We start from the raw sequence: 26,052 nt of genomic DNA, 5'->3' as shown, positions 1-26,052 counted from the left end.
AGGCATTTCACGCAGCAGGGCTATGAACGGATATGCGACGTCGGACGGCTCTGGGTCTGGTCGTGGTGTTCGTGGCGCTCGCTGCGCTCGTTGGCGTCGGGTTAGGGCTCGCAGGCGGCGGTGAGCTCACGGAGCAGTGGGTGAGTGACACGCCCCGGGACAACAGGGTCAATCACCACGCCGTTGGTGTCGGACCCGACGGAGAGGTTATCATCGCTCCGGTGGCGGAAGTCCCGAACAGCGACACGCCCATCACGAATACATCCTGTGCGCTCGTCCGACTTGACCCGGGGGACGGCTCAACGATGTGGCGAACAGGTGTCCCGGCCGATGCCTGTTTCACGCACGCCCTGACCGAACCGGCCATCGAGGACGTCGATAGCGACGGTACGCTCGAAGTCATCGTCTCTTCGACAGAGGACGCTGTCGTCGCCTACAGCGCGACCAACGGCTCTGAGGAGTGGCGAGTGTCACTACCGACGTACGGCTATGGCCGTCCAACAGTGGCGAACGTCACCCCGGCTGCCGGGAGGGAAATCGTAACGAGCGACATCGAGGGGAACGTCGCAGTCGTCCGTGGAAACGGAACTGTCGTGTGGCGCGTCGCGCTGAATGACACGCGCTGGTCCCGGGCAAGCGTCTGGGAAGAACCTGTCGTGGAGGATGTCGACGGAGATGGGACGCTGGAGGTGTTCCTCGGGACGAGCAGAGGCCCTGTCCTCCTCAGTGCTGATGGGGGAGTCGAGTGGCAGCGGAACGGCTCCGCGACAACCATTGCCAGCGCGCAGGTCGACGACGACCCGGCAGTCGAACTGTTCACCACTGGCACGTCGGAGCTGAGAGCATACGATGGTGAAACCGGAGATACCGAGTGGAGTCGAGATCTCACGAACACACGAATCAAGACGGCGACCGACGGGGACGGCGACGGAACCCCTGAACTCTACGTCGGCCAATCCGGCCGATTCCTCGCACTCGATGCAGCGACGGGCGAAACCGAATGGTCGACGACGGTCTCGGACAGCGACGATGCGACTGCGACAGCCCCAGTGACAGGTGACGTCGATGGCGACGACCAGCAGGAAGTCGTCGGCGTATTGAACACAGGACGGGTTGCCGTCCTTGATGCCGACTCTGGGTCAGAACTCGCGGTCTACGAGCGCGACGTCCCCGTCTGGACGTTCCCGACGGTCCGCGATATCGACGGCGACGGCGCTGCTGAGATACTAGTTCGGTATGGAGATGGCCGAGTGGTCAGCCTCGACTATTCGTCGTCGGGCCTGATTCGTTGATTGGACCAGAACCACCATACAGCGAAGCTCTGTCTGATTATTTGTAGGATGCCAAAGCGACAAACAACCCCTGACCCGAAACAACTGACAGAGAGTACTCCGACCCGACGGTGGCTCCTCAAAGGCGCGGCCGGAGTGGCGGCGGGGACAGCATTCGGCCCAGCTACCAGCGGCCCACTTCCCGACCGAACTCGATATTGATATCTAATCTAACAATTCAAATAAAAAATCGTCTCTTGTGTTAAGATTGGGTATTTGATTCGGGCTTATATTTGAAAAGAGATGTTAGTCATTACTCGGCTGTCGTCATCAGGACCGTATTCTCATGAGGAGATCGTTGCTTCCTTTGTTTTATTGCTATCAGTTAGCGTTGGCTATTCTTCGTCTTCACCACCATCAGTAACAGCTGTCTCCAGTTTACGGTCGAACCAAGTCCATTCCTTGTTGAGCATGCCGTCACGTTCGAGGTTCCACGGGTCGCCGTTCTCAATTTTCTGCCCTTCTAGCCAGGACTGCACGAGGTTCCAGACAAAGATGAGTTGCCCGACAAGCAGAATGAATGCACCGACCGTGGCAAGTTGTTGGAACGTAGTAACCTGTGCTAGCGGTGCAATGGCACCATCGAACGCGTAGGTGGCGTACCGGCGTGGCATTCCTAAGTAGCCAAGTGCCAGCATTGCGAAGAACGTAATATTGGTTCCGATCATCGAGAGCCAGAAGTGGGCTTTCCCAAGCTTCCGCTGGTACATCCGCCCTGTAAAGATTGGAAACCAGTAGTAGATTCCTGCAAACACCGCAAAGCCAATAGCACCCATGACAATGTAGTGGAAGTGCCCAACAACATAGTAAGTGTCGTGCAGCACCAAATCAACCGGGATGGCGGCGAGGAAGACACCGGTAACGCCACCGATAATGAAGTTTGAGACGAAACCAACACAAAATAACATTGGGGTGGTTAGGCGCAGGCGGCCGTTCCACATTGTTGTGATCCAGTTGAATGTCTTCACTGCGCTCGGTATCGCGATTGCGAGTGAGACTGCCATGAAAGAGGCCCGTAGTCGCGGATCCATCCCTGTTGAGAACATGTGGTGGGCCCAGACACCAAATGAAAGGACGCCGATGGCGAGCGTGGAGTAGACAACGAATTTGAATCCGAATAGTTTACGACCCGAGAACTTCGGCAGGATAAGACTCACGAGCCCCATCGGCGGTAACACGAGGATGTACACCTCGGGGTGACCGAAAAACCAGAACAAGTGTTGCCACAGCAGTGGGCCGCCGCCCTCCACGGTGAAGAACGTCGTTGAGAGATTACGATCGAGCAATAGCATGATAATGGCGCTGCCCAGCAGGGGGAAGGCAAAGAGGATGAGTGCCGACTGGGTGAGGATGGTCCACGAGAAGATGTCGAGGTTCGCCCAGTTGATATCGTCACCCCGCTCAGTAAAGATGGTCGCGATAAAATTAATCGCACCCATTGTCGCCGCGACTCCAGATAGGTGGAGTCCCAGTAGCATGAAGTCCACCCCAGGATTCTGTTGTTCAACCGACAGCGGTGCGTACATCGTCCAGGCGGTCTGTGCCGGCTCTATCATGTTCTCAGTGACCGGTGCCAGGAAGAATCCCGCCCAGATAAGTAGCGCGGCAGGCGGGAGCAACCAGAACGCGATGGCGTTGATACGCGGGAACGCCATGTCGTCGGCCCCAATGAGCAGGGGAACGAAGTAGTTCGCGAAGGCTGCGATGATGGGTGTTCCGAACAGGAATAACATCGTGATGCCGTGACTCGTCAAGATAGAGTTGTAAGCGCTTGTCCCCAGAATCGCCCCACCTGGGGTGATTAGTTGGACGCGGATGAGCATCGCCATGATACCCCCGACGGCAAAGGCGATGACTCCGTATAGCCCGTACAGCAGTCCGATATCCTTATGATCCACAGTTGTCAGCCACCGGATGATACCAGCGGGTTTCTCGCGGTTAACGATAGGAGCGTTTTCATCGGTTGCGGCCCCACCCCCAGCTAGCGGTGTGTACGACCGCCAATTTTCAACACGCATCAGAAGGGCCATAATGCTGACAAGAAGCACAGCCATCACTCCTGTGAGTACCAAGTCTCCTACTGCCATAATGAGTTCTCAGGACTGGAACATAATGAAAGAGGCGGTGGGCTCGTTACTCATGGGAAAGTGGGCATATTCAGTACCCCGCAAATCGTCTTCGGCTAACTGCTTCTGACGGGTCTGTTCACTCCGCAACGGTAGCTGGACTTGGAGTTAACGCGTATTCCTAGCCGACGTTACCCCAAAGCTGTCGTGTCGGCGGCTGTCCGCCGCCGACTCCGACAGAGTTGCCACTGCTTGAAGCCCGTCCTGGCCGTGATTACCGCTCGAACCGGCCGTCGGGAGGACGGTTCGCTGGAACCGACCGCCGAACGGAGAGAGCGTTCCACGCTGCGCGGGTGACCATACGAATGAATTCCTCGAATGGCCACCACCAGAGGCGACGCCTGCCTCGGCGGGGCGTCGCCTGTGTTGTTTGGTCACACTTCCGCAAGCAGACCTCTCAACTAACGGGCTTTGCGAGGTACTAGTATTTGTTTTGCATCTCTATAATCGCAGAGAAGAGCACATCGCGGACATTCGTGGGGAGTTACAATGCTTGGAAGCTGAGAAGAACCTGCTGTGTTAGCTCGTCGCTCAGTGTTAGACTGACATATAGGAGGGTGAAAAGCGTCGCGTTGTAGAGGCCGTGTATCAGTGATGGGACAACGATGTTGTCGGTGTACTCATAGGCGACTCCGAACACCGTTGTGGTCCCAAAAAGAATGCTCACAACAACCAAGTTACCCAGTAGCGAGCCACCCACAAGGGCAACAAAGTGTAACGCTGCAAAAAAAAGCGAGGGAATGATAATGCCGGGTACACGGCTGAACCGCTCACGGATACGTCCTTGGACGACACCACGGAAAAGAAGCTCCTCACCCGGGCCTATGAATAAAATCGACGCGGGAATTAACAGTAGAAGCACTTCGGGATTGGAGCGGCCAAGCTCTGCGGCAGCATTGCTCCCCGTCTGAATCTCTTGGCCGCGGATGTTCTGAATTGCAGTCATAATGATGCCCGAAAACATAACCCAGCCGATGGCCGCAACGTAGCCTGCGAACACCATACCAACTTGGCGTAGCGACGGAACAGCGACTGGGATATAAAACGGCTGTCCATCCCCTGCGATGTTGAAGAGTGACCGGACGCGGGGTGTGATGACTGGTCGCAGCTTGTAGTAACTCAGAGCCACCCCAGCACAGCCGATGCCTTGAATAAAAATGAGGCTGAGAACGAGAAATCCAAATCCAGACAATGAGATGTCCGTAGCCAAACGGATACCCGTGGTCGCCAGCACAAGTAATACAAAGCCGAGTAAGAGACCCCCGGCCCCGAGCCCGAATGCGGCGACCACTGCGATAGCTGACTGCAGTCGAGGCCGCTCGCGTGGCGTGGTTGCCATACGTTAGATAGCGATGACGCCCTGATAACAGTTATCTCCTAAGCTCATCTATTCCCCAACCGTGACAGTCAAATGATATCCACGCACGGATTAGAAAATAATCTTAGTCATTTGGGGGAAATCTGCTATCCTGAAGCGAAGCAAAATATAGATCGAAGGATTTCAATAGTTCTCCGTTGCGATTAAGTCTGTCTTGTTGACTGGGCCATGTCCGAGAGAAACTGATTCAGGGGTTTGGAAGCTATCCACCGAGACTATGTGTGTTTAACGAAGCCCTTAGAAATAAACCTAATACGCTCTTGCGTAGGAGATTGTTGATACTGTTGAGCCGTAGCTGTGGAGTCGAAGAGGACAAGGGCACCGCCAGCGGTGCCCGACACGAATGATTCCGCTAGATGTGTTCGGGTCGGAATCGGTCGCAGCGGGCCTGCTGGAACAGGTTCGCTGGCGTGACGGTGTTACCTGTCCCCGCTGCCGTTCTGACCGGACGGTCAGAAATGGCAGCTACAGAGAGTTTCAACGGTATCTCTGTAAGAATTGCGACCGCACGTTCAACGACAAGACTGGCACAATCTTCGCTCATTCGAAGGTTGCGCTTCGGCGGTGGCTGTTCTCAATTTATGCGTTTCTCCGGTTTAACACCAGTCTTCGCCAACTACAGTGCGAAATCGAGGTAATACACAAAACGATGTACCGGCGCATCAAGCGCTTCGCCAGAGCTCTCGATGCGCCTTCCCTCGATCTCGTCGGCCCGGTCGAAATCGACGAAGTGTACGTCTCTGCCGGGAAGAAAGGCCGCGAGCGCGACCGGGAGTCGCGCTCTCATGGCCTGTCCACGCGTGGGCGTGGTTCGTATAGCAGCGATAAGCCACCGATCTTCATCATCGCCGACCGTGGTACCGGACAACGGTACGTGATTCCCTCGAAAACCGCAGACGAATCGACGATTCGACTCCTGCTGGCTCGGCCAGCAGGAGTCACTCACCGTCTGTACCGACGGCTTTCGAGCGTACGAACCGCTCGAAGACGACGACGCATTCGACCGCGAACACGTCGTCCACCGCGACGGAGAATACGCTGACGACGAAGTTCACGTCAACACCTGCGAGAGCCACGCGTCGCAGGCGACGGTGGCTCTCGCCCCACCGAGGAATCTCCAAAGACAAGTTAACACAGTATCTCAGAGCGTTCCAACTACGCCGAGAGCTGTTTCGGAAACCCGGCCAAGACGCTCTCAAAAACGCTGTCCGAGCGACGCTGTGAAATCAGCAATGTGCTACGCATGAGCGAACCTAATAAAGCAGGAACCCGCAAATATCAGCTGTTCCCACCGCTCGTGTGTCGCGACTCACCGTACTTCAACTGGAAAAATGCGAAGATGAGCGGGATGATGACTGCAAGCCCAGCCCCGAAGCCGACGAAATGTGGCTGAATCGGGACGCCTGCATTGTGTGGCTCAATCTCAACGGCGCCACCACCTCCCAGTGACTGGGTCGGGTAGTCTGTACCAACGACAATGGATCCTTTCATCCCAAGCCCCTCGTGGGGGACACAGATGTAATTGTAAATTCCGTCAGACTCGAAAGTGTGTTCGTAATTGACACCGGAACTTGATACAGGGCTGCCCGAATCAAGTGGACCATCCCCATCTGACTTGACATTATGCCCACCACCATTTCCTGTCCACTCCCATTGGACCGTCGCACCGTTATCGACAATGACTGCAGGCGGGCCGAACCCGTAGGCACCGCCGTTTGCCTGAACACCGACATCGACCGTCACCGTGTCCTGTCCTGTCGCATCAACGGTACTCCCAGGACCATTAAAATTCCCGACTGGGTCGAGAAAACCCCCGAAATCCGGTGCCGTGTTGCCACCACCGGTAGCAGTCCCCTCTTCTTGAGCAGTAACCGAACCGGTTGCGACACTAAGCGTGGCCACGCCTGCTGTAGTGCCCCCAGCTGTCCGAACAAACTCTCGCCTGTTCATAATAGTGAATTTCATAACTGTACAAATATAAGCACACTGGATTACACTGACTATCACCAACCAGATTAACCGTCATTGCCGAGATTCCTTTCGCACAAGTCTTCTTCGGGTGCGATTTTAAGAAAGTATGTCTCTGGGGCGGTGTCAACGTTAGAGTACAGTAATTTCACGGTAATATCTATTCGACGTGTATCTATGCCTCCAGAAGGATACACAAGCGTCACGATTTCGGACGAGACAGCTGCCAAATTAGCCGAAATTGTGGTTGAACAGGAACTAGAAAGCATTGCTGAAGGGGTCGACTATGCAGCCGATGCAGCCCGAGACCCAGGGACCCTCTCAGAATCCGGACTAGACCGTCTTTTGCATCGAAAACTCACAGACCAAACATGGTTACAGTAACTTTACCGTAGACTCACGAGGTAGGCGGGTAGTGCTCGCCCGCCGCGTCGCAGCGTGGCGAGTACGCTCCATCGAACAATCCCTCAGAGTTCCGCAGCAGGAAGCTCACGAGGATGAACAACAACCAGACTGCCGGATCGGTCGTACTGGTCCACGCACGCGCTTCGCGCATCGATCGGAAGGCTGTCTCGATGGCTGACCGTTTCTGGTAGAGGGCTTCGACCTCTTTCGGCGTGCGATCGGTCGGCGGACGACCTGTGGTCCGGTCTTGGTGTCGTGTTGCCAGCATGTTGAGGTTTGTACATCAAGCACAGCAAGCGATTCCATATTGATCAATGTCGCCACTTTCAACGTCTGAACGCTGTTTCCGGAGCGTTGGCGGTAGTACGATGAAGGGATGCGGCAGTCGAAGAATGTGCAAGACAACGTGGACTCAGCTGGCGAACCCTCCGCTGGCGGGCTCGCCCGCCTGCTCCTCTAACGCTTGTTTGGCTAGACGCCGGCCCTGCTCAACGAAGTCGAGGATGTTGCCTTCAGTGGACAGAATCAATTTCTCGGCTTCGGCCTTTTACTCCGCGATATGAGCCGATAAGACTGCTATTGAACAGGGCAGAGTAAACACAGCGCGTATCGAGCAATCCGGACTGAGGCCCGGGGAGAGAGACGGATTAACGGCCAAGTTAATAAATTAGACCATTTTATTTATTAATAACAACTACATTAGCCGGCTTATATAGCAGCTGATTTAATAAGTCTGTAATAGCTAATCGCAGGTAATGACGTCACCTGACGAGGGATCCCACGATCGAAGTGGTGAACCATCAGATCACACTCACGAACACGGAGAAGACTCTCATGAGCATGGGGATACACATAACCACGATCATGACCATGCTCACGATAATTCCGAGCAGGTACACCATACAGGGGAAGATGGAGATAATGTTGCCTCATCGATAAATAAAGGAGACGTTGCACAGTTCAGCGTCCCGGAAATGGACTGCCCATCCTGTGCGGGGAAAGTGGAAAATAGCGTCCGGAAACTCGACGGCATCACGGGCGTTGATCCACAAGTGACGACAGGGACTCTCTCTGTCTCTTATGAAGGAGAGCGAACGTCGCCAGACGCGATTGCCGAACGCGTCGAAAAAGCTGGCTACACGGTCGAGAACCAGGGTGAAACGGCAGCGACGTTCACAGTTCCTGAAATGGACTGCCCATCCTGTGCAGGCAAAATCGAGAATGCTCTTGATGACCTCTCGGGACTCTCGAGTTACGAGACACAGCCAACGACTGGCAAGGTAGTTGTGACCTATGATGGCGACTCCGTCTCGCTACCACAGATTGTAGCGGCAATCGAGAGCGCTGGCTACGAGGTGACTGACTCGACGACGGACAACACAGACACCGAGAACGGGCCAGTCGATGAACGCGAGAGTGTCTGGAGAAGTTCGAGGGGGATCAAAACATGGATCAGCGGCGGGTTCGTCACTCTCGGACTCCTCATCGAATTCTTCCTCACCGGCCAGAACTTTCTCGTAGCCGAGATCGTCGGCCGGGAATTGCTTGTCGCCGACATCCTCTTCCTCGTTGCCGTTGGGGTCGCTGGCCAGGTCATCTTCCGCAACGGCTACTACTCCGCACTGAACCGCAACCTCGATATCGACCTGTTGATGAGTATCGCCATCAGTGGAGCCATCATTGCGAGTCTCGTCTTCGGCGAATCGCTGTACTTCGAGGCCGCCACGCTTGCCTTCCTGTTCAGCATCGCCGAACTCCTCGAACGCTATTCGATGGATCGTGCTCGGAATTCACTACAGGAATTGATGGATCTGTCGCCGGATGAGGCGACGATAAAACGAGACGGCGAAGAGGTGACGGTTCCCGTCGACGAAGTGGCTATCGGCGACGTCGTCGTCGTGCGTCCAGGCGAAAAAATCCCGATGGACGGAGACGTGCTTGATGGTGAAAGTGCCGTCAACCAGGCCCCCATTACCGGCGAGAGCGTGCCGGTCGACAAGACACCGGGGGACGAGGTGTACGCCGGCACGATCAACGAACAGGGGTATCTCGAGGTTGAGGTCACCTCTGAAGCGGGCGACAACACGCTGTCCCGTATCGTTCAAATGGTCGAAGACGCCCAGGCGAACAAAACCGAACGCGAGCAGTTCGTCGAGCGGTTCTCCTCATACTACACGCCGGCCGTCGTCGGTTTCGCGATCTTGGTGGCGGTGATCCCGCCTCTCCTATTCGGGGCGTCGTGGCCGACTTTCATTGTCTACGGGCTCACGCTGCTCGTGCTTGCGTGTCCGTGCGCGTTCGTCATCTCGACGCCCGTCTCGGTCGTCTCGGGGATCACGAGCGCCGCAAAGAACGGCGTCCTCATCAAGGGTGGGAACCACCTCGAAGCGATGGGGGCGGTCGAAGCGATCGCGATGGACAAGACCGGGACGATCACGAAAGGCGAACTCACAGTCACGGATGTCGTCTCGCTCAATGGAAACAGCGAGGAGGACGTCCTCCGATGTGCCCGAGGGCTGGAATCGCGGTCGGAACATCCCATCGGCGAGGCGATTGTTGAATTTGCTGACGAAAGCGACATCGGAACTCCAACAGTCGACAATTTCGATAGTATCACCGGGAAGGGTGTCGAGGCCGATCTTGACGGCGAGAAGCACTACGCGGGCAAGCCTGGGTTCTTCGACGAACTCGGCTTCGATCTCGCGCACGTCCACGCCACGACCGATGGCGGTGTCGTCACCACAAAGAGCCGTCAGATGTGCGAGCGTAATGACTGTCTCGACCTCCTTGAGGAGACGGTCCCCGAACTCCAGTCTGAGGGGAAGACCGTCGTCCTTGTCGGAACCGAGGACGAAATTGAGGGCATTATCGCTGTTGCCGATGAGATCCGACCCGCAGCGAAGCAGACGATCCAGCGACTTCACGACCTCGGTGTCGAGCAAATCATCATGCTCACCGGAGACAACGAACGGACTGCACGGGCAATCGCTACCGAGGTCGGCATCGACGAGTTCCGGGCCGAACTCCTGCCTGATGAGAAGGTCGAGGCAATCAAAGAACTCGACGAACAGTACGATGGTGTTGCGATGGTCGGCGACGGCGTCAACGATGCGCCAGCCCTCGCCACGGCGACTGTGGGCGTCGCGATGGGCGCAGCTGGAACGGATACCGCGCTTGAAACAGCGGATATCGCACTCATGAGCGACGATCTCTCGAAGCTACCGTACCTCTACGACCTCTCGCATGACGCAAACAGTGTGATCCGCCAGAATATCTGGACGAGTCTCGGTGCCAAGGGTCTGCTTGCACTGGGGGTTCCCTTTGGCTTCGTTCCAATTTGGGCAGCGGTCCTCATTGGTGACGCCGGTATGACAACAGCCGTCACCGGGAACGCGATGCGGCTCTCTCGAATTACGCCAGACATAAATACCGAAACCAACGGTTCGGAGAAGTAAGATGGATCCAGAGAACGAAGGAAGCGCAACATCCCATATGGAGGCAGACCAGCAAAAAAACCCGTTCGGACTTTCGTCCCCGAAGTTTGTCGTCCTCGTTGTGCTCGTTGGGATCATCGGGCCCGGTCTATTGGTATATACCCTCGAACAGACGAACCTGCCTGCCGTAGCTGATCTCGTTTGGATCCTCGGTTATGGCACGACCACTGTTGTCGTTTGGTTCATTTGGCTTCGCCCGCTGGACCTCGTTGGACCCTCCGCCCATGATATATCGCTTACCGAGGAATCGGAACAGTCCGAAACTAGAACAGACAATCACAAAGATGGGTCTGAAACCGCAAATGCAGTTGAGGCGCCAGTACAGGATCCATCAATGACAGAAGGCAATACGTCCCAGGAATCCAACTGCGAAAATCCTGAAACCTCAAAGTCGAGATAGTTCAAATCACAACCTGGTTCTAGAACTCTGTCTCTTACCCATAATCTCGCGCTCAAGAAAAAATCAGTCCAAACGAGAGTGACCAGCGACCTACTCAAGCAGTTCAGGTCACTGTAGTTCCTGCCAGACCCGCTCCGATCTTGCGTCTATAGTCATCGTGAGTTTTGTTATCATTCATTTGTGCCTGATAGCGAGTTCTGAAGAATTAGTGTTCGCTTGGGAGCCTGTCCAAGCCGACAGCGCGCTGTTCAAGACAGGAGCAGCACCTCACAAAGCATCGCCAGTTGACCTGAGTTGAGTCACCTGTTTTGTTGGGATGAGTCATCGATAGTGGTCATAGAACACTAATCGAAGGCCGAGCTGCCGCTGTCGGCGGCGATCAGCCGCCGACGCGGCAGCGTTGCCACTCACAAGGCAGTGTCCTCGGTCGGTGATTACCGATGGAACCGGTCGTCCGGTAGCCGGTTTACGAGGACGGCCCGACGCACCGCGAAAGCCGTCCACGCTGCCCGACACAGCATATTGATGAACTCCTCGAACGACCATTTCCAGAGGCGACGCCCGCCTCGGCGGGGCGTCGCCAGTTTTGGACACACTTCAGCAAGCAGACCTCTCAACTAACCGGCTTTGTGAAGTACTGAGGATCGGGGCTGCAAGGACGACTAGTTCTATTTGGTCGCATGTACTTCAAATACCGCCGCTTTGCGTTGATCGAGAAGAACGACGGCTACTTTGTGAGTCGGCTGAAGCAGAACACACCGGTGATAGCGGCGGAATTACGGGAATGGCGCGGCGTCATTCCCTTGGAAGGCAAACAGATACACGACATGATCAATGATCTCTCGCGGAAGTACATAGATGTAGAGGTGGAAGCGGAGTTAAAGCGTGGACAGTATGAAGGAACGCGATCGCTGGACACGAAGTGATTCCACGTCGTCGGCGTCCTCGTTGCGGACGCCGACGACTACCACCTCTACTTAACGAATCTGCCGAGAGAGGAGTTCCTGCCGCCAGATCTAGCGACATTGTACCGGTGACGATGGGAAGTAGAAACACTGTTCTGTGAGCTGAAGACACAGTATAAACCGGACGAATTCGACACAAGCAACTGTGGTGTCGTGGAAATCTTGCTGTATGCGGCGTTGCTATCACTGCTGGTGAGTCATGAGTTGTTGGACCTAGTCACCGAACAGGCCGACGATGAGATCGTGTTTCAGCCGGAAGGCTGGGCGGCGACCTTCCAGCTGCACGCCTAACTCCTTCTCCACGATTTCGGAGAGTACCTTGGCTACTCGCCACCGCAATTGCTGGCGCGGCTGATCAAGGAGGCTCAGAAGATTCATCAGCAACGACCGATACTCTAAGAGACACTCGCTTCCGCTACAAAACCGAGGTGTAAGTCTTAACTAAAGACGAATGCCTAGGATTAGTAACTCGGAGTCGTGGCCGGGTGCAGAAAGGTTCGTTCGTGCAGTTCGAAGCGCTGTCTCTTACCCACAAATCGAGTCGCTTCCGAGACCGGTGAACACGACTGAAAATCCTGGTATCTGCAGATTCAACATCGTTATAGAGCGGTTTTGCCAATCTCATTTACCGCCTTCAGTAACTCTCCACCATCGGTATCACCGACCGAATCGCTTCTCATCTCGATCTTCCGATCACAGTTCCCGCTTGAAAGCGACTGAAACGTCCGTTTGGGACTCGGCGAACTTATGGATAAGAGACAGCCCTGAAGGGCGGGGCTTTCTCCTTGATTCTCCGTAACACCGCTTGACTTCTTGATGAGCACCAATCTATGCCGTGCTGTTACAACAGGGCTGCTGTAACGCTATCCCTGGTTGGAACGCTATCGAGTCATCCAGGCGCTCCAGTACTGAATAGTGTCGAGTACAGGAGCCACACGTTCAAAACGACGATGAGTCCAATAATAACCGCGAGCCCATAGGTCGTCCTCGTCTTATTCGTGAAACTCCCCATAATGTCCTCTTGATAGGTGAACCAGAGCAAGGGGATGAGGACGAACGGGAGTTCAAAGCTCAGTGCAACTTGGGAGGCCACAAGGACACTCGTCGGATCGAAGCCCGCCAGCACGATGGCGAGGCTCGGGACGAGCGTCACGGAGCGACGGACCCAGACATTCACGTTGAGGTCCAGAAATCCATCCATGACGGTCTGCCCGGCCATAGTTGCGACCAGTGATGATGACAGTCCGGCCGCGATGAGCGCGATGCCGAAGGCGAAACTCGCATTCGTGCCAAAGACTCCTTGGAGTGTGACATACGCCTCGGTGAGTGTTTCAATACCTGTCCCTTGAAGCGATGCAGCCGCGACAATAAGCATAGCAGCATTCACGAACATCGCGCCGAACAGTGCAAGCGTCGTGTCGATGCTTTCCAGTCGGAAGTGACGCCGATGAACAGCTTCCGTATCCCCGTTAGCTTCGATTTGGTGTTGTCGACGATCCTGGACAAGTGTCGGATGCAGATACACGCTGTGAGGCATAACCGTCGCACCGAGAATCCCGATCGCAATAAACAGCGCACTCGAGCTCGGGATCGACGGTGCTAGCCCGGCAGCGATTTCCCCGGCAGCCGGTTGCGCAAGTGCCATCTGAAAGACGAATGCAAGCGAGATCACCCCGACGAGTGCCATGATCGTGAACTCGATCCACCGAAAGCCACGTCGATAGGCCGTGCGAATGCCGAGCAGGGCGAACGAACTTATTCCGGCGAGGACCGCCCCTGCTGCTAGAGGGAGTTGGAAAACTAAGCTAAACCCGATCGCAGCACCGATGATCTCGGCCATATCGGTGGCGATCATCGCAAGTTCGGCGGCGGCCCAGAGCGGCCAGACCAGAGGTTTGGGCAACCGTTCCCGACAGAGTTGCGCGACGCCTTTCCCCGTTGCGATTCCGAGTTTGGCAGCGGTAATCTGAATCCCAATAGCCATCAGACTCGCAAGGACGATCACCCAGAGCAGGGCTGTCCCAAACTTCGCGCCGCCGGAGATATTTGTCGCCCAGTTCCCGGGATCCATATACGCGACACTTATGAGGAATCCCGGCCCGACATAGTACAGGAGTTCTCGCAGTGACGGGCGACCTGTTGGGCCCGTCTCACCACCTGAGTTTGGAGTCACAATCTCTCTGAAAGGAAGCTAGGTGTGGTTAATAAAATATCCACCGAATCAAATTTTAGATTTAGCCTAGTCTAATCCACTTGGGACATCGGTCACGGAACCGACGTTGACGCTTCGTCGGTTTGCTGGGCCCAAATAGAACGAGCAACGCTAGTCGGCAGGGAGACGGTCGTCTCGCAGGAGTGAGGTTGAACACTGATCATTCCGATGGGAGTGATCTCTTTGATGGTAACGCGCGTTCCGGGTTTGATTCCATTTGCCTCGAGATATCGGAGAATCTCGGGATCCTGATTCCGAACTCGCTGGATAATGACTGTTTCGTCGACGCTAAAGTCGATAAGTGCTGTCCCGGAGGGGTCTTCAACAGGATCCAAGTCGGTACTCGGAATCGGATCGCCATGGGGATCGACTTGCGGCTCGTCAAGCCGGGTGGCGAGTCGGTCGATAAACGTCTCGCTGACGTGATGTTCCAGCCGGTCGGCCTCATCGTGAACTTCGCTCCAGTCGTAGCCAAGCTCTTCAGTGAGATAGGCTTCAAGTAAGCGGTGATGACGAATCACTTCCAGTGCGACGGATTCGCCTGTTGGGGTGACTTCGACGCCCTGATAAGCTTCATGATTGACCAAGTTTTTCTCGGCCAGTTTCTTCAGCATGCTCGTCACGGTCGGCGGCTTGACGTCCAGCTGCGTAGCGATGTCCGATGTTTTGACGTTCCCATCGGCTGCCGCCTGGAGGACATAGATCGCTTTGAGATAGTCTTCCATGACGGCACTCAACATCATGGATAAGTAAATTAGAACCGCCTAATTCTTATATTTGTCTGCAGAGGATCCATTCCTACTACGATACTCACGTGGACCACCCTGGGCCACCCCCCTGAGACCCGACCAATGTTCAGGACATCTGATCTGTCTCCGAAGCCGTCCCAATCGCAGGGGCGGGCAGTACACTGGTCACATGAGTGAGGGCAAACAGAATCACGCCGAAAAGGATCAGATAGCTACCCCGACGGAGATCAGGAACGCGAACATTCGGAAGGGGGGTTCATTTCTGGATATACAGCGAGTACATGATGACCGCGAGGCCAAGGGCGACAAATAGGCTGTTGGTGAGCACGCCGAGGGCCAATCCGACAGAAAAGAACTGATTAGCCACGCCAGTCAGGATTGCCCCGAGTGTAATAATACCGAATCCGACACCAAGGACGCGTAGCGAATGTTCTCCAGTCCGTTGGTAGGCTTTAAACGCGATGTAGGTAATCCCGCTACCGAGAAGCAGGATTACGAACTTGACGACTGCAAAGGCCATGTTGACGCCATTCATACTTCGTCCCCCATCATCGACCAGATATCTGCAAGCCGTTCGTCGGTAGATTGGGGCGGCCGATCGACATTCACTGAAAACGTACCTGTGTCGTCCATAGAGATCGTGACGTCCTCAAACGAGCGTTCGTAGTAGGTAACCCGTCCACCTCCAGGATTGATCGTCTCTTGTTCTCGAACGAGGGAAGCGGAACTGAGGAGTTCTAATTTTCGATACAGCGTCGACTTGGGGATGTCACATGCGTCGAGGAGCTCGTTCGCAGTCATTGGTTCGATAGTTTCCCGGAGAATAGTCCGACATGCGGGATCATCCAGCGCATCGAGGACATCCTGCAGACCTGGAGGGTCCTCGGAAGACACTGAATTATCTCCCATTATTCGAGAATACGTGTTCGTCGGGAAATGGAGTCCGATTATGGACGAGAGGGTCCATCGGCACCCCGTATTCATTACTGATCCGGGCTGGGGAGTGATGATGGCTGGTCCATCCAATGAGGGTAAACATAGTGACACAGTTATGAAACGTTATGATTCCTGCTGAGTTTCGAGTCGTTGTTCGCCGGCGTCGGTCATCTCGTAGAGACCCCTCCCGCGCGGAACAATACAGCCCTCATTGTGGAGATGAGCACACCCTTGGTCGATAGTAATCGGGTGCCCATCGACGATATTAGTGATCTCCACCACATGGCAAGGTGACTCGTCAACGAGCACACCCAATACTTCGATCTCGGTCTGTATTGAGAACTCGGTCATAGTAGATAACGTGTCATTGGTATATCCGTAGCTGTATTTCGCCCGCAAAGACCGGCCGGTCAGTCATGCTGCGCGTACACCTCGAGAAGCTCTTGGTATCGATTCCGGATCGTGACTTGACTGACGTGGGCGACCTCACTCACCGTCTCCTGTGTGAGCTGCTCGTTCGTGAGGTGGGTCGCAGCATACAGCGCGGCAGCCGCCAACCCGGCTGGACTTTTCCCACTGTGGACGGCATTATCTGTAGCTACCTCAAGCAGTTCTCGAGAGCGCCGTTCTGCTTCGTCGCTCACGTCAAGCGATGACGCAAATTGTGGGATATATTGCATAGGATCCTCCGGCTCGATCTCTAGCCCAAGTTCTCGGGACAGATATCGGTACGCTCGCTGGATCCGGATTTTCTCGACACGGCTGACATCGGCGAACTCCGTCAGCGGCCGTGGCATTCCATGCTGTCGAGCAGCCGCGTACAACGACGCCGTCGACATCCCCTCGATCGAGCGACCAGGGAGCAGGTTCTGCTCTACAGCACGCCGGTACAGCACGCCTGCAGTTTCCCGAACAGATTCCGGAAGTCCCAGAGCGGAAGCCATGCGGCTGATCTCCCCGAGCGCTTGCTTGAGATTCCGCTCGTGGGCATCCTTCGTCCGGAACCGCTCGTCCCACGTCCGGAGGCGTTGTAATTGAGCACGTTTGCGACCGGAGACAGCCTGTCCGTAGGCATCCTTGTCCTGCCAGCCAATCGTCGTACTCAGGCCCTTATCGTGCATCAGCTGCGTCGTCGGGGCACCGACCCGACTCTTTTCATCGCGTTCGTCCGACGTGAATGCACGCCATTCCGGGCCGTGGTCGATTGGATCATCTTCAAAAACCAACCCACAGCTTTCGCAGGTCGCTTCACCGCTGTCGCTGTTCCGGGTAATATGGCCCTGACACTCGGGACAGGTGTTGTCGTTAGCAGACTTCACGTCACGGTCGCGTTCATCTATTGACCGTGCCTGAGTATGTTCTTGAGACATCATACTATCGGCTTATAGGGGTTTCCCTACAAACCGTGGGTCTTCTTACCAGTGCCGTGGGACGGCTCCACAATGAATAGCTGGCGGTGTCCCACTAGCTGGGAATCTGGCCAAACACTTTGTCTCCAAGACATCAACTCATCATACCGCGAGTCAGCGTCCATTCCCAATATTATGTCTCAAGCCCGACTCCGCTGGGACGACATGCGAACTACGATTTCACAGATTCCGGTCGAGTACAGGCATATCGCCGGCTTCACGCTACTAGTGACGTACATCGTAATGCTTCTCGGCGCCTACACCAGTGCAATCGGTGCTGGACTTTCCTGTCCTGATTGGCCGACCTGCTACGGGACGTGGGTCCCCTTCCTCCAACCCGAAATCATTACTAACTCGCCATACTCTGCACTCCAAATCTTCGCAGAGTGGGCTCACCGTGGACTGGCGATGACGGCCGGGGTTCTGATCATCGCTACGACTTTGGGAGCGTGGGTGACACACCGGAATACTCCGATTGTCAAATGGTCGGCCACGGCTGCTCTTGTCCTGCTTCCGTTACAGGTTATCCTGGGAGGACTGACCGTCACCGAAAATCTCCAACCGATCATCGTGACGACTCATCTCGGCATGGCAATTCTTATTCTCCTCTGTCTCCTGACGACCTTCCTCGTCGCATATCTCCGCCGCTAATGACAACCTGAGAATGAAAAATACCTCAGAGAGCGACAATTCAGCTCACTATGAGAGCAGAACACGAAGCCTATGCATTTGCCACCTGGAGTAGTGATCACGAATGAGTGCCCATACCTGCCCCATCTGTACAGATCAATTCGAAACATCTGGAGCAGCGCGTGACCACACATGGAACGTTCACAGCGCCTGCCATTATTGTGGTGAACAACTCGGTGACGAGACTGACGAGCAGCTCTACAGACATTGGCTCGCCGCTCATCCCGACGACCTCTCACGTGTGGACTACAAACGGGCGGACGCAGCCGTCGATTCACGCACGTTCTCAGAGCGGCTCTCCGAGGGAGGTGTCGGAGCTGCTGTCGGAGGACTGACCCGCCGACAGCTTCTCCTCGCCGGCGGTGGTGCCGCCACTGCCGGTCTCGTGATCGGCGCCACCGCTCTCTCTAACAATACGAGTACTGAACCGGAGGGCGGTGCGAATGCTGGAGGTGATACGGGCGCCGTCGCCACTGCCCCGATTCCCGACTCGCCTAGCGAATCCCGGTATGCGACGATGGGGTCTGCTGATGCCGATGTCACGGTCACATACTTCGGGAGCTGGAAGTGTCCGTACTGCGCCCAGTTCAGTACGGAGATGCTTTCACAACTCGTGACGGACTACGTGGAACCAGGAACGATCGCGCTCAAGTTCCGCAATCTCGCATATATCGGTGGCGACCCATTTCTGGGCCCCGATGCACCCGCAGCCGGCCAAGCCGGGTTAGCTGTCTGGAACACCGAGCCAGCCTCGTACTGGGCGTTCCACGAATACGTGTTCCGGAATCAGCCACCCGAGAGCGACCAGTGGGCGACCGCCGAGAGACTGGTCGAGTTTGCTCAGGCCGCAGGCGTCTCCGAGACGGCGTCGATCCGCACGGCGATCCAAGAAAACCAGTACGACGACGTGCTGCGGGCGACTGACAGGGCTGCGAGCGATACCGGTGTCGACGCCACACCCACGCTCCTCATCGATGGCACGACGGTCAATCCACTCGGAAACGAAGAGCGAACAAGACAGTTGATCGAAGATGCAGCTGGATCAAACTGAGTCATGGATGTCCGACGGACGATTCTGGCTTGCAGGCGGAGCAGGTGTCGCGGCAGTTGCGACTCTCGGAAGTCTCTGGTTCAGTCTCGGCCTCGGTCTCGTTCCGTGTACCCTCTGCTGGTATCAACGTATCCTCATGTATCCGCTTGTCGTCGTTCTTGGCGTTGCCGCTCTCGAGAGCCACAACACAATCTGGCGAACAGTCGTGCCACTATCCGTGGTGGGAGCTTCAATCGCGGGATATCACTCCGTACTCCAAGCAACGACGGCCTCATGCACCTTTGCTGGCCCCTGTGCAGTCGTCCAGTGGCAGGCTCCGGTACTCGGACTTACGATTCCGAATCTCTCACTGATCGCGTTCGTGCTCGTTACAATTACAGTCCTCGCTGGATCGAACCTCGTTGAACCTGAACGTCAGCTATGAATAAAATCACTACCGCGGGATGTCTTGGAATGAACAGCGCCGGAATCGACCTATCGAAGCCAGCTTGTAGGGTGGAGCCCTACGCTCACATCTGATTAATGTCGTCGATATCTCGCTTCCGTTCTGTCGCCTCGGCGATTGGTCTCACATATGGGTCATACGTCGCGGGGGCTATCGTAATCCTTGCCGTCGCGACGGTCGTCGGGTTGTTCGGAGTCGACCTCGCGTCACGTCCAGCCCTCAGGCTAGTTGTGAGTACGTTCTTCCTCCAAGGAGTGACGTTTGGGGGCATCGCTGTCCTCTATCTCAAAGGCCGTGATCTCGGATTTGGATTCGTTCCAGTTCGTCTCCCTGACAAGCGTGATGGGGCGGTGATTGTCGGGGGGAGTATAGCGATCCTTGGGTTGCTCTTTGTGGCGTCCTCAGTAATCACGGCCCTCGGTCTGAACTCGGCTCAGAATCAGATCGTCGAGGTCGGGCGACAAAATCCGAGTGTGTTCCTTCTTCTGATTCCGCTTCAATTCCTGTTGGTCGGTCCAGGAGAAGAACTGTTGTTCCGGGGGCTCGTCCAAGGTACCCTCCGTGAAAGTCTCCATCCGGCCCGTGCAATCGTCCTGGCAAGCGCTCTGTTTGCATCGATCCATCTCTTCTCGTTGTCAGGGGAAGGCAAACTGGTGTACATCGGTATCGCATTCGTCCTGGCTCTAGTACTGGGAGTAGCGTACGAGTACACGGACAATCTCGCAGTACCAGCTGTGATTCACGGGACGTATAACGCGGTGCAGTTCGCAGGAGTATATCTGTCGTCCACGGGCGGACTCTGAAAATCTGACCACTTTGTCGCCCCAATTTTGAACTCCTAACAACGAACAAGTGTAGGTAAAAAGCCGCCATCTCCATTCACCTTTTGCCGAACATATCCACGCGTTGTCCCGTGAATTGGGACACCGCAGTCGCCCTATATTTAGGCCAACCAAACTGCCGAGTGTATCATGACTACACGTTTCGGCGCACCCGGAACCGGACTGTCCCGGCGTGAGTTTCTCGCGGCAACTGGCGCGACTGGTCTCGCTTCGTTAGCAGGCTGTTCTGCGGGCGGAACCAACGAGCCAGCAGCAACGAGCGGTACCCCCACGCAGGCACAAACTGACTCGCCTGATCTCCCCTACACCAGCCCTCCAACAGTCGTCAACGTCGACGAGCAGGGCGGCGAAGTGACGATGCAGACTCAGCAGGCCCGACACGCCGTCCACCCGCTCGATACAATGGGTGGGCCCGTCGAATTCCCACGCGTCTGGGCGTTCCAGGCCGACGACAACGACCCCAGCGTCCCCGGCCCAATTCTCAGAACGACCGAGGGTAACGCGATGGAGGTGACACTCGACAACACCGATGGTCGACGTCCCCACACGATTCACTTCCACGGGGTTCGCAAGACGTGGGAGAACGATGGCGTCCCAACGACGACCGGCATTCAGGTCCCGCCAGGGGAGACACATACCTACGAAATTCCCGCTAACGTCCCTGGGACGCATTTCTACCATTGTCACTTCCAGACCCACCGGCATATCGACATGGGCATGTACGGGGTCTACCGAGTCGATCCCGAAGGCTACGAACCGGCGGACCGCGAATACTTCATGACGATCAAGGACTGGGATTCACGGGTTCCACGGAAGTGGGCCGGTGAGGCGGACTTCACCTACAATTCGGCAAGTCGAAACCCGGACGTGTTTACCGTCAATGGGAAGAGCGCTCCCCGGACGCTGCACCCCGAAGAAGGGTCGCCGATCATCGTCGACGAGGGCGACTCAGTTCGTATCCACCTCGTCAACGGTGGGTACATGTCGCACCCGATGCACATCCATAACCACCGCTTCCAGCGCGTCGAAAAGGACGGCGGGACGATTCCGGAGGCTGCCCGACACGACATGGACGTCACGAACGTTGCCCCTGCTGAACGACACACAATCGAATTTACTGCCGATGCAGACCCCGGCATCTACCTGATGCACTGCCATAAGGTCAACCACGTCATGAACGGCACGTTCTATCCTGGTGGGATGCTCACCGGCGTGGTCTATCGGTCCGTCATGGATACGGACATCTTCAACCAGCTTATGGAGTACGCCGGCTACACCGCGTAGAGACGTTCTATACGACAACCAGGACTGGATCTAACTGAACGATAGTGGTTAACCGCCCCTGGTGGACTCCTGTTGGTTCGACACCGTCCCGCTGAAACAGCCGTCGGTAGGACTGCGAACCGGTCATCGAAATAAATCTGAATCAGCACCAGCTGGGGGCTAGCATGGACCGAAACCCAGCGAATTTCGCCGACTGGGTCGGCCTGTTACGGACTGGCGCGGAACTCGCCGTGTTTCATTCCGAAGAAGAACGCGATGACTGAGAAGACGATCATTGAGGGCAGAACCATCATGAAGACTGTCGAGGAGGTCATCACGGTCGTGAGCGCAATCGCCGCGACGGCGACAATTACGACAAGGGGAGCCACCGAGCGCACAAAGTCGAATTCCATATGTACTGTTGTGACCGGATAGACAAAACCGTTAATAAAGTAGATTTGCTGAAAACCGGCAGTAATCGGCTGCCATATGGATGCTCTATATCAGCGGCATGTATTTGCCAATCCTGCTAGAGTCTACCGACTTCAACAGATTCCGTAAGCCGCAAGCCCTCGGGAAAATCCTTGCTGGGGATTAGTTTCTAACCCCATCGTTGGGCGCGGTGGCTGGTATCCTCGCTAGAACACGTACCCCATTCCGGAGCGAGGCGTCAGTCCAAACGGATCCAAGGGCATGACAAACCCCGAAACAAGCCAACAAGCAAGTGCTTCTTTCGGATGAATTCGCTGTACATCACGGGGATCCTTAGCATATCGCCTCGCCGTAGATAACGACTGAGTAGGAGGTGAAACGGGGGACTACTCATATTGGGAGATAATCTCCAAGATATCGACAAACGTCGCCAATACCGGATAATCAACCTCCAGACCCTCATAGAGATACGAGCAGAGGTCAGTGTGGGCATCCACGTCTGCCGACCGATCGATTCGATGAGCGTGGATTTCCTCCTGCCGTTGCTGGATCCAACTCTTACATTCATCATTCAACGTGTTGAGCGTGTCGTATCGGTCGGTCAGCTCAGTATCTGAGATCCCTTGTAATTCCGTAGAATCAAGTTCTACTATCGCCTCTCGAATCTCTTGAACTGTAGATTGCACGTCTTTGAGCGTAGTGAATTCATCCTGGAGAGTCTCCAGAAAGACCCGGCGGTTGTCAAAACACTGCTGTGCGGCCTCGAGGAGTCGTTGTTTGATGACTGGTGAGAACGTAGTCGCTTCCGAGATTAGAACCAACACATCGACCCCGAATTCGGCACTGAGGCTCGCCTCGAACGAATCACCGTACACGTCGCCGTAGTGGTCGACCGCCATCACAGTATCATGATACCACGGCTCGATCGTATCACGGATCGACTTCTCTTCGGATATAAAGTTCTGCTTCACTCCAACAACGGACCGTTCGAACCGAGGAGTCTGTGTTTCGACGGTCTGAATACGCTGGCGAAACCGTTTGAAAGCTTGACACTCGCGTTCGACCTCGCGTCGTTCTCGCCGAACGCTATCGAGGGCAGCATCCGTGTATGTCGGCCACGAGCCTTGTGCGAGCGTCATCGACAGCGTATGTCTCCATACTGTCGGTCCGAAGCACAGTTAATGTCGGCCATATGGTGTACAAGCGATTCCGGAGCGCACAGCTCGCAGTATACGCGGCCGCCTATCCGGAGAATGAGCTGTACGAGACGCTGCCTTGATCGACGATGGTCTGGCTTTCGGGAACGTCTCCGTCCGGCGGCATACTCCCCTCCGCGGGACCGCCTGGTTCGCCGACGACGATCCGACCAACCATCCCCAGGGACTTGTGCGGGATACAAAAATAATCGTACGTGCCCGTGGTCTCGAACGTATGCTCGAACGTTGCCCCCTGTTCACTCAGGATTTCGCTATTGAACGTTTCTGCTCCCTCGGGAATCCGCGTCACCTCTGCTGAACTCGTTCCTTGTTTGTAGGCAGTTGCCGAGTGACTCCCACTCTGAATTTCGAACGTGACTGTCTCCCCGGAGTCGATGAACAGACCGAGGGGGTCGAAATAATACTCGCTCCCTTCAGTAACCATCATGACGGTATTTGAGCCACCGGACCCACCAGCTGTCTCCTGCGTTTCAGTCGTGGTTGGCTCACCGCCACCATCTCCGTTCCCTGAACTACTACATCCTGCGAGACTGGTTACGCCACCTGTAGCGAGAAACCCGGCTGTCTTGAGTATCCGTCGACGCTCCATGTCTCGCTTATCAAAGGCCCCAGCAAAAGGGGTTAACGCGGATTCCCAATACATAGGACACCGCCCTCATTTGACGTACCGAAATCGCAAAGTCGGAGTGATGGCATTCTGTCCGACAGCGGTCCATTTTTCACCCAATCTGCGAATCATCGTTCAGACCAAAAGAGACATCTGTCGAGGTGAGACTGGTGGTTGATCCCGTTTTTGCGAGCCGTCTCCAGTTTCACTCACTACGATCGTCCATATCATCTTCCCGGTGATGAGTATGGGTCTCGCCCGGTTTCTCATCTATTTCACGTGGAAAGATATCCGCATCAAGAAGCCAGTCTACGAGCAACTCCGACGGTTCTGGACGCGCATCTTCGCAGTGAGTTTCGTCGTTGCACCGTAACGGGACTCGTCCTCGAGTTCGAATTCGGGACGAACTTTGCAGCGTTCTCGACAACAGCCGGAGAGCTGTTCGGTGGTCCACTCGCTCTCGAAGGGATGATGGCGTTCATGCTCAAAGCGACGTTCCTCGGGATCTTCATCTTCGGCCGCGAACGTGTTTCGGACCGTCTATACTTTCTGTCGAGTATTGCCGCCGGACTCGGAACCTGGCTCTCGGCCGTCTGGATCCTCATCGCGAACTCGTGTATGCAGACGCCGCGTGGGTTCGAAATCGTCGTGGAGAACGGTCAGCGAATTGTGAAGCTTACCGACCCGCTCGCAGCCTATCTCAATCCGCGGTTCCCCTATATGTTCATCCATATGCAGAACGCGGCCGTCGAATCGGTCGCGCTCTTCATGGCCGGCGTCGCCGCCTACTACGTGTTCCGGCACCACGTCTGGGGCTACCCAATTGAACACATCAATGTCTGGGAGAAGACGCTCAAAATCGCGCTCGTTGTTCTCCTCATCACGGCTCCACTACAGGTGATTCAGGGCGATGAGTATGCCCGCCACGTCTCTGAAACCCAACCCCAGAAATTCGCCGCGATGGAAGCCCTCTGGGAAACAGACTCCTACGTCCCCGAGTATATTGTCGCGTTCCCCACGGACGTCAACGACCTGCTGAACCACGGACGAAAGAGGTATTTGGCATCGGCATCCCGGGGGGAGCATCCTGGCTCGCGAGTGGCGGAAACCCACAGGCGACAATACGTGGCCTCGAATCCTTCTCGACGAAAGCCCCACCAGTGGCGATCGTCTTCTGGGCGTTCCGAATCATGGTTGCGCTCGGCTTCTGGTTCATCCTGTTGGCCGTCTGGGGTGCCTATCGATGGTGGCGTGGGGAACTCTTCGTGGGGAACTCTTCGAGGACGACCGATTACACAAGGCTTTGATGGCCTCATCTCTCTTAGGGTTCCTCGCCGTGGAAGTCGGCTGGATCGTCACCGGGTACGTCCTGTTGCTGGGCCTCTACAGATACGTTGTCGGTCGTATCATCCGAGCGGGGCCGCCATCAAAAGACGAACTCACGCAGAGTGATGCTGCCCACGTTCAAGAGTCAGAGGTGATGTCCAGTGACTAACGTCGGAACGCTGGCTACGAAGCCGCTATTCGGATTACCGCTCGCCGAGCTCTGGTTCGCGCTGCTGTTTTTCATCTTCGGGATGTTCCTCTTTCTCGACGGCTTCGATTTCGGCGTAGGCGTCCTGTTTGCGACCCGTACCGATGAGCACGAGAAAGAACGGCTGTTGGCGGCTGCCGGGCCGTTCTGGGACGGGAACGAGGTCTGGCTCGTCGTCTTTGGTGGAGCACTATTCGCGGCGTTTCCGTCCGTCTACGCGAATCTCTTCAGCCGATACTATCTGTTGATGTTCGCGATTCTCGCCGCACTCGGTCTCCGAGGGCTCGCCCCCGAGATGTACGAGGAGCGTGAAGACGACCGCTGGCGGACACTCTGGGGCTACTCGTTCGTCATCGGGAGTACCGTGACGCCGTTTCTGCTGGGGCTGTTCGTGATGAACTGGCTGGTCGGAGCGACTGGGCTCATCACCCCAGTAGGGGTCCTCGGTGGTGTCACAGTCCTTGTCCTCACGATCGTCGGCCTCATAGGTGGACTCCTTAGGACAGCAGTTGGTGGGCCGCTCAGTCTGATCGCCTACCTCGTCACGACGCTTGTCTCGGTCGGCGTTCTTTCTTATAACGTGAATGAACCAATTGAT

General features: G+C 55.7%; 22 protein-coding genes and 7 pseudogenes. 13 read left to right on the top strand and 16 right to left on the bottom strand.

From position 1 onward, the window contains the following. Positions 1-32: 32 nt before the first annotated feature. Both NDI86_RS16855 and NDI86_RS22140 read left to right on the top strand, forming a co-directional pair. Positions 33-1,292, top strand: coding sequence for an outer membrane protein assembly factor BamB family protein (locus tag NDI86_RS16855; protein ID WP_220589754.1), 1,260 nt, complete (start codon positions 33-35; stop codon positions 1,290-1,292). A gap of 48 nt (positions 1,293-1,340) precedes the next feature. Next, the gene (locus tag NDI86_RS22140; protein WP_220589755.1) at positions 1,341-1,493 is read left to right on the top strand and encodes a twin-arginine translocation signal domain-containing protein; all 153 of its coding nucleotides are present in this window, start codon (positions 1,341-1,343) and stop codon (positions 1,491-1,493) included. Positions 1,494-1,666: 173 nt separating this feature from the next. Here the strand turns inward: NDI86_RS22140 and NDI86_RS16850 are convergent, their stop codons facing one another. From NDI86_RS16850 to NDI86_RS16840, 3 genes and pseudogenes are all read right to left on the bottom strand, one after another. Beyond that, positions 1,667-3,418 (bottom strand): cbb3-type cytochrome c oxidase subunit I, encoded by a 1,752-nt coding sequence (locus NDI86_RS16850; RefSeq protein WP_220589756.1) that lies wholly within the window; start codon positions 3,416-3,418, stop codon positions 1,667-1,669. Between the two features lie 253 nt (positions 3,419-3,671). Next, positions 3,672-3,818, bottom strand: a pseudogene (locus NDI86_RS16845) (ISH3 family transposase); the annotation flags it as partial. Positions 3,819-3,941: 123 nt separating this feature from the next. Further along, on the bottom strand, positions 3,942-4,796 hold the full coding sequence (locus NDI86_RS16840) for a CPBP family intramembrane glutamic endopeptidase (protein ID WP_220589757.1): 855 nt from the start codon (positions 4,794-4,796) through the stop codon (positions 3,942-3,944). A gap of 382 nt (positions 4,797-5,178) precedes the next feature. On the opposite strand from NDI86_RS16840, the pseudogene NDI86_RS16835 reads away from it, so the two are divergent. Beyond that, positions 5,179-6,059, top strand: a pseudogene (locus NDI86_RS16835) (IS1595 family transposase). A 54-nt stretch (positions 6,060-6,113) separates the two neighbouring features. Here NDI86_RS16835 and NDI86_RS16830 read toward each other — a convergent pair. The 3 genes and pseudogenes from NDI86_RS16830 to NDI86_RS16820 all read right to left on the bottom strand — a co-directional run. Further along, entirely contained in the window at positions 6,114-6,785 is a 672-nt protein-coding gene (locus tag NDI86_RS16830; RefSeq protein ID WP_220589758.1) for a halocyanin domain-containing protein, read from the bottom strand. A gap of 415 nt (positions 6,786-7,200) precedes the next feature. Next, complete coding sequence (locus tag NDI86_RS16825; protein WP_236039607.1) at positions 7,201-7,476, bottom strand: transposase; 276 nt, start codon at positions 7,474-7,476, stop codon at positions 7,201-7,203. Next, a pseudogene (locus NDI86_RS16820) lies at positions 7,431-7,731 on the bottom strand (hypothetical protein); the annotation flags it as partial. The gene NDI86_RS16825 and the pseudogene NDI86_RS16820, both read right to left, overlap by 46 nt. 232 nt (positions 7,732-7,963) lie before the next feature. On the opposite strand from NDI86_RS16820, the gene NDI86_RS16815 reads away from it, so the two are divergent. Both NDI86_RS16815 and NDI86_RS16810 read left to right on the top strand, forming a co-directional pair. Then, positions 7,964-10,663, top strand: coding sequence for a heavy metal translocating P-type ATPase (locus NDI86_RS16815; protein WP_220589759.1), 2,700 nt, complete (start codon positions 7,964-7,966; stop codon positions 10,661-10,663). A gap of 1 nt (position 10,664) precedes the next feature. Beyond that, complete coding sequence (locus NDI86_RS16810) at positions 10,665-11,102, top strand: DUF7996 family protein (RefSeq protein ID WP_220589760.1); 438 nt, start codon at positions 10,665-10,667, stop codon at positions 11,100-11,102. 434 nt (positions 11,103-11,536) lie between these two features. Here the strand turns inward: NDI86_RS16810 and NDI86_RS16805 are convergent. Further along, positions 11,537-11,686 (bottom strand): annotated as a pseudogene (locus tag NDI86_RS16805) (ISH3 family transposase); the annotation flags it as partial. A gap of 57 nt (positions 11,687-11,743) precedes the next feature. On the opposite strand from NDI86_RS16805, the pseudogene NDI86_RS16800 reads away from it, so the two are divergent. Next, a pseudogene (locus NDI86_RS16800) lies at positions 11,744-12,466 on the top strand (IS4 family transposase); the annotation flags it as partial. A gap of 490 nt (positions 12,467-12,956) precedes the next feature. Here the strand turns inward: NDI86_RS16800 and NDI86_RS16795 are convergent. The 6 genes from NDI86_RS16795 to NDI86_RS16770 form a co-directional block, all read right to left on the bottom strand. Beyond that, positions 12,957-14,192, bottom strand: a complete 1,236-nt coding sequence (locus NDI86_RS16795; protein ID WP_220589814.1) for an Nramp family divalent metal transporter — start codon at positions 14,190-14,192, stop codon at positions 12,957-12,959. Positions 14,193-14,332: 140 nt separating this feature from the next. Then, entirely contained in the window at positions 14,333-15,022 is a 690-nt protein-coding gene (locus NDI86_RS16790; RefSeq protein WP_413229601.1) for a metal-dependent transcriptional regulator, read from the bottom strand. Positions 15,023-15,284: 262 nt separating this feature from the next. Then, positions 15,285-15,563, bottom strand: a complete 279-nt coding sequence (locus NDI86_RS16785; protein WP_220589761.1) for a DUF7521 family protein — start codon at positions 15,561-15,563, stop codon at positions 15,285-15,287. Beyond that, positions 15,560-15,937 (bottom strand): winged helix-turn-helix domain-containing protein, encoded by a 378-nt coding sequence (locus NDI86_RS16780; protein ID WP_220589762.1) that lies wholly within the window; start codon positions 15,935-15,937, stop codon positions 15,560-15,562. Before NDI86_RS16780 ends, NDI86_RS16785 begins: the two co-directional genes overlap by 4 nt. Positions 15,938-16,087: 150 nt before the next feature. Next, complete coding sequence (locus NDI86_RS16775) at positions 16,088-16,315, bottom strand: transcriptional regulator (protein ID WP_310901568.1); 228 nt, start codon at positions 16,313-16,315, stop codon at positions 16,088-16,090. Between the two features lie 59 nt (positions 16,316-16,374). Next, positions 16,375-17,337, bottom strand: coding sequence for a transcription initiation factor IIB (locus tag NDI86_RS16770; protein ID WP_220589763.1), 963 nt, complete (start codon positions 17,335-17,337; stop codon positions 16,375-16,377). A 201-nt stretch (positions 17,338-17,538) separates the two neighbouring features. On the opposite strand from NDI86_RS16770, the gene NDI86_RS16765 reads away from it, so the two are divergent. From NDI86_RS16765 to NDI86_RS16745, 5 genes are all read left to right on the top strand, one after another. Beyond that, the gene (locus NDI86_RS16765) at positions 17,539-18,024 is read left to right on the top strand and encodes a COX15/CtaA family protein (RefSeq protein ID WP_236039609.1); all 486 of its coding nucleotides are present in this window, start codon (positions 17,539-17,541) and stop codon (positions 18,022-18,024) included. A 103-nt stretch (positions 18,025-18,127) separates the two neighbouring features. Further along, positions 18,128-19,114: a thioredoxin domain-containing protein gene (locus NDI86_RS16760; RefSeq protein WP_220589765.1), complete on the top strand. Its 987-nt coding sequence runs from the start codon at positions 18,128-18,130 to the stop codon at positions 19,112-19,114. Then, positions 19,095-19,538, top strand: a complete 444-nt coding sequence (locus NDI86_RS16755) for a disulfide bond formation protein B (protein WP_137685090.1) — start codon at positions 19,095-19,097, stop codon at positions 19,536-19,538. Before NDI86_RS16760 ends, NDI86_RS16755 begins: the two co-directional genes overlap by 20 nt. Positions 19,539-19,636: 98 nt before the next feature. After that, positions 19,637-20,362, top strand: coding sequence for a CPBP family intramembrane glutamic endopeptidase (locus tag NDI86_RS16750; RefSeq protein WP_220589766.1), 726 nt, complete (start codon positions 19,637-19,639; stop codon positions 20,360-20,362). Between the two features lie 168 nt (positions 20,363-20,530). Then, positions 20,531-21,685: a multicopper oxidase domain-containing protein gene (locus NDI86_RS16745; protein ID WP_220589767.1), complete on the top strand. Its 1,155-nt coding sequence runs from the start codon at positions 20,531-20,533 to the stop codon at positions 21,683-21,685. 206 nt (positions 21,686-21,891) lie between these two features. Here the strand turns inward: NDI86_RS16745 and NDI86_RS16740 are convergent, their stop codons facing one another. The 3 genes from NDI86_RS16740 to NDI86_RS16730 all read right to left on the bottom strand — a co-directional run bounded on the left by NDI86_RS16740 (position 21,892) and on the right by NDI86_RS16730 (position 23,740). Beyond that, on the bottom strand, positions 21,892-22,077 hold the full coding sequence (locus NDI86_RS16740) for a DUF7333 family protein (RefSeq protein ID WP_092635601.1): 186 nt from the start codon (positions 22,075-22,077) through the stop codon (positions 21,892-21,894). A 405-nt stretch (positions 22,078-22,482) separates the two neighbouring features. Then, positions 22,483-23,235, bottom strand: coding sequence for a DUF7260 family protein (locus NDI86_RS16735; RefSeq protein WP_220589768.1), 753 nt, complete (start codon positions 23,233-23,235; stop codon positions 22,483-22,485). A 103-nt stretch (positions 23,236-23,338) separates the two neighbouring features. Beyond that, positions 23,339-23,740 carry a plastocyanin/azurin family copper-binding protein gene (locus NDI86_RS16730; protein WP_236044577.1) on the bottom strand — a complete coding sequence of 134 codons (402 nt, stop codon included), beginning with the start codon at positions 23,738-23,740 and terminating at the stop codon, positions 23,339-23,341. A gap of 350 nt (positions 23,741-24,090) precedes the next feature. Here NDI86_RS16730 and NDI86_RS16725 point away from each other — a divergent pair. Together NDI86_RS16725 and NDI86_RS16720 are read left to right on the top strand one after the other, a co-directional pair. Continuing rightward, a pseudogene (locus NDI86_RS16725) lies at positions 24,091-25,415 on the top strand (cytochrome ubiquinol oxidase subunit I). After that, positions 25,408-26,025 (top strand): annotated as a pseudogene (locus NDI86_RS16720) (cytochrome d ubiquinol oxidase subunit II); the annotation flags it as partial. The pseudogenes NDI86_RS16725 and NDI86_RS16720, both read left to right, overlap by 8 nt. Between the last annotated feature and the right edge of the window lie 27 nt (positions 26,026-26,052).

It is taken from the genome of Haloarcula onubensis (genome assembly GCF_031624605.1).
Classification (GTDB): Archaea; Halobacteriota; Halobacteria; order Halobacteriales; family Haloarculaceae; genus Haloarcula; species Haloarcula onubensis.
Note: the sequence above shows the minus strand (reverse complement) of the source record. Positions and strands in the feature narration are given on the sequence as shown.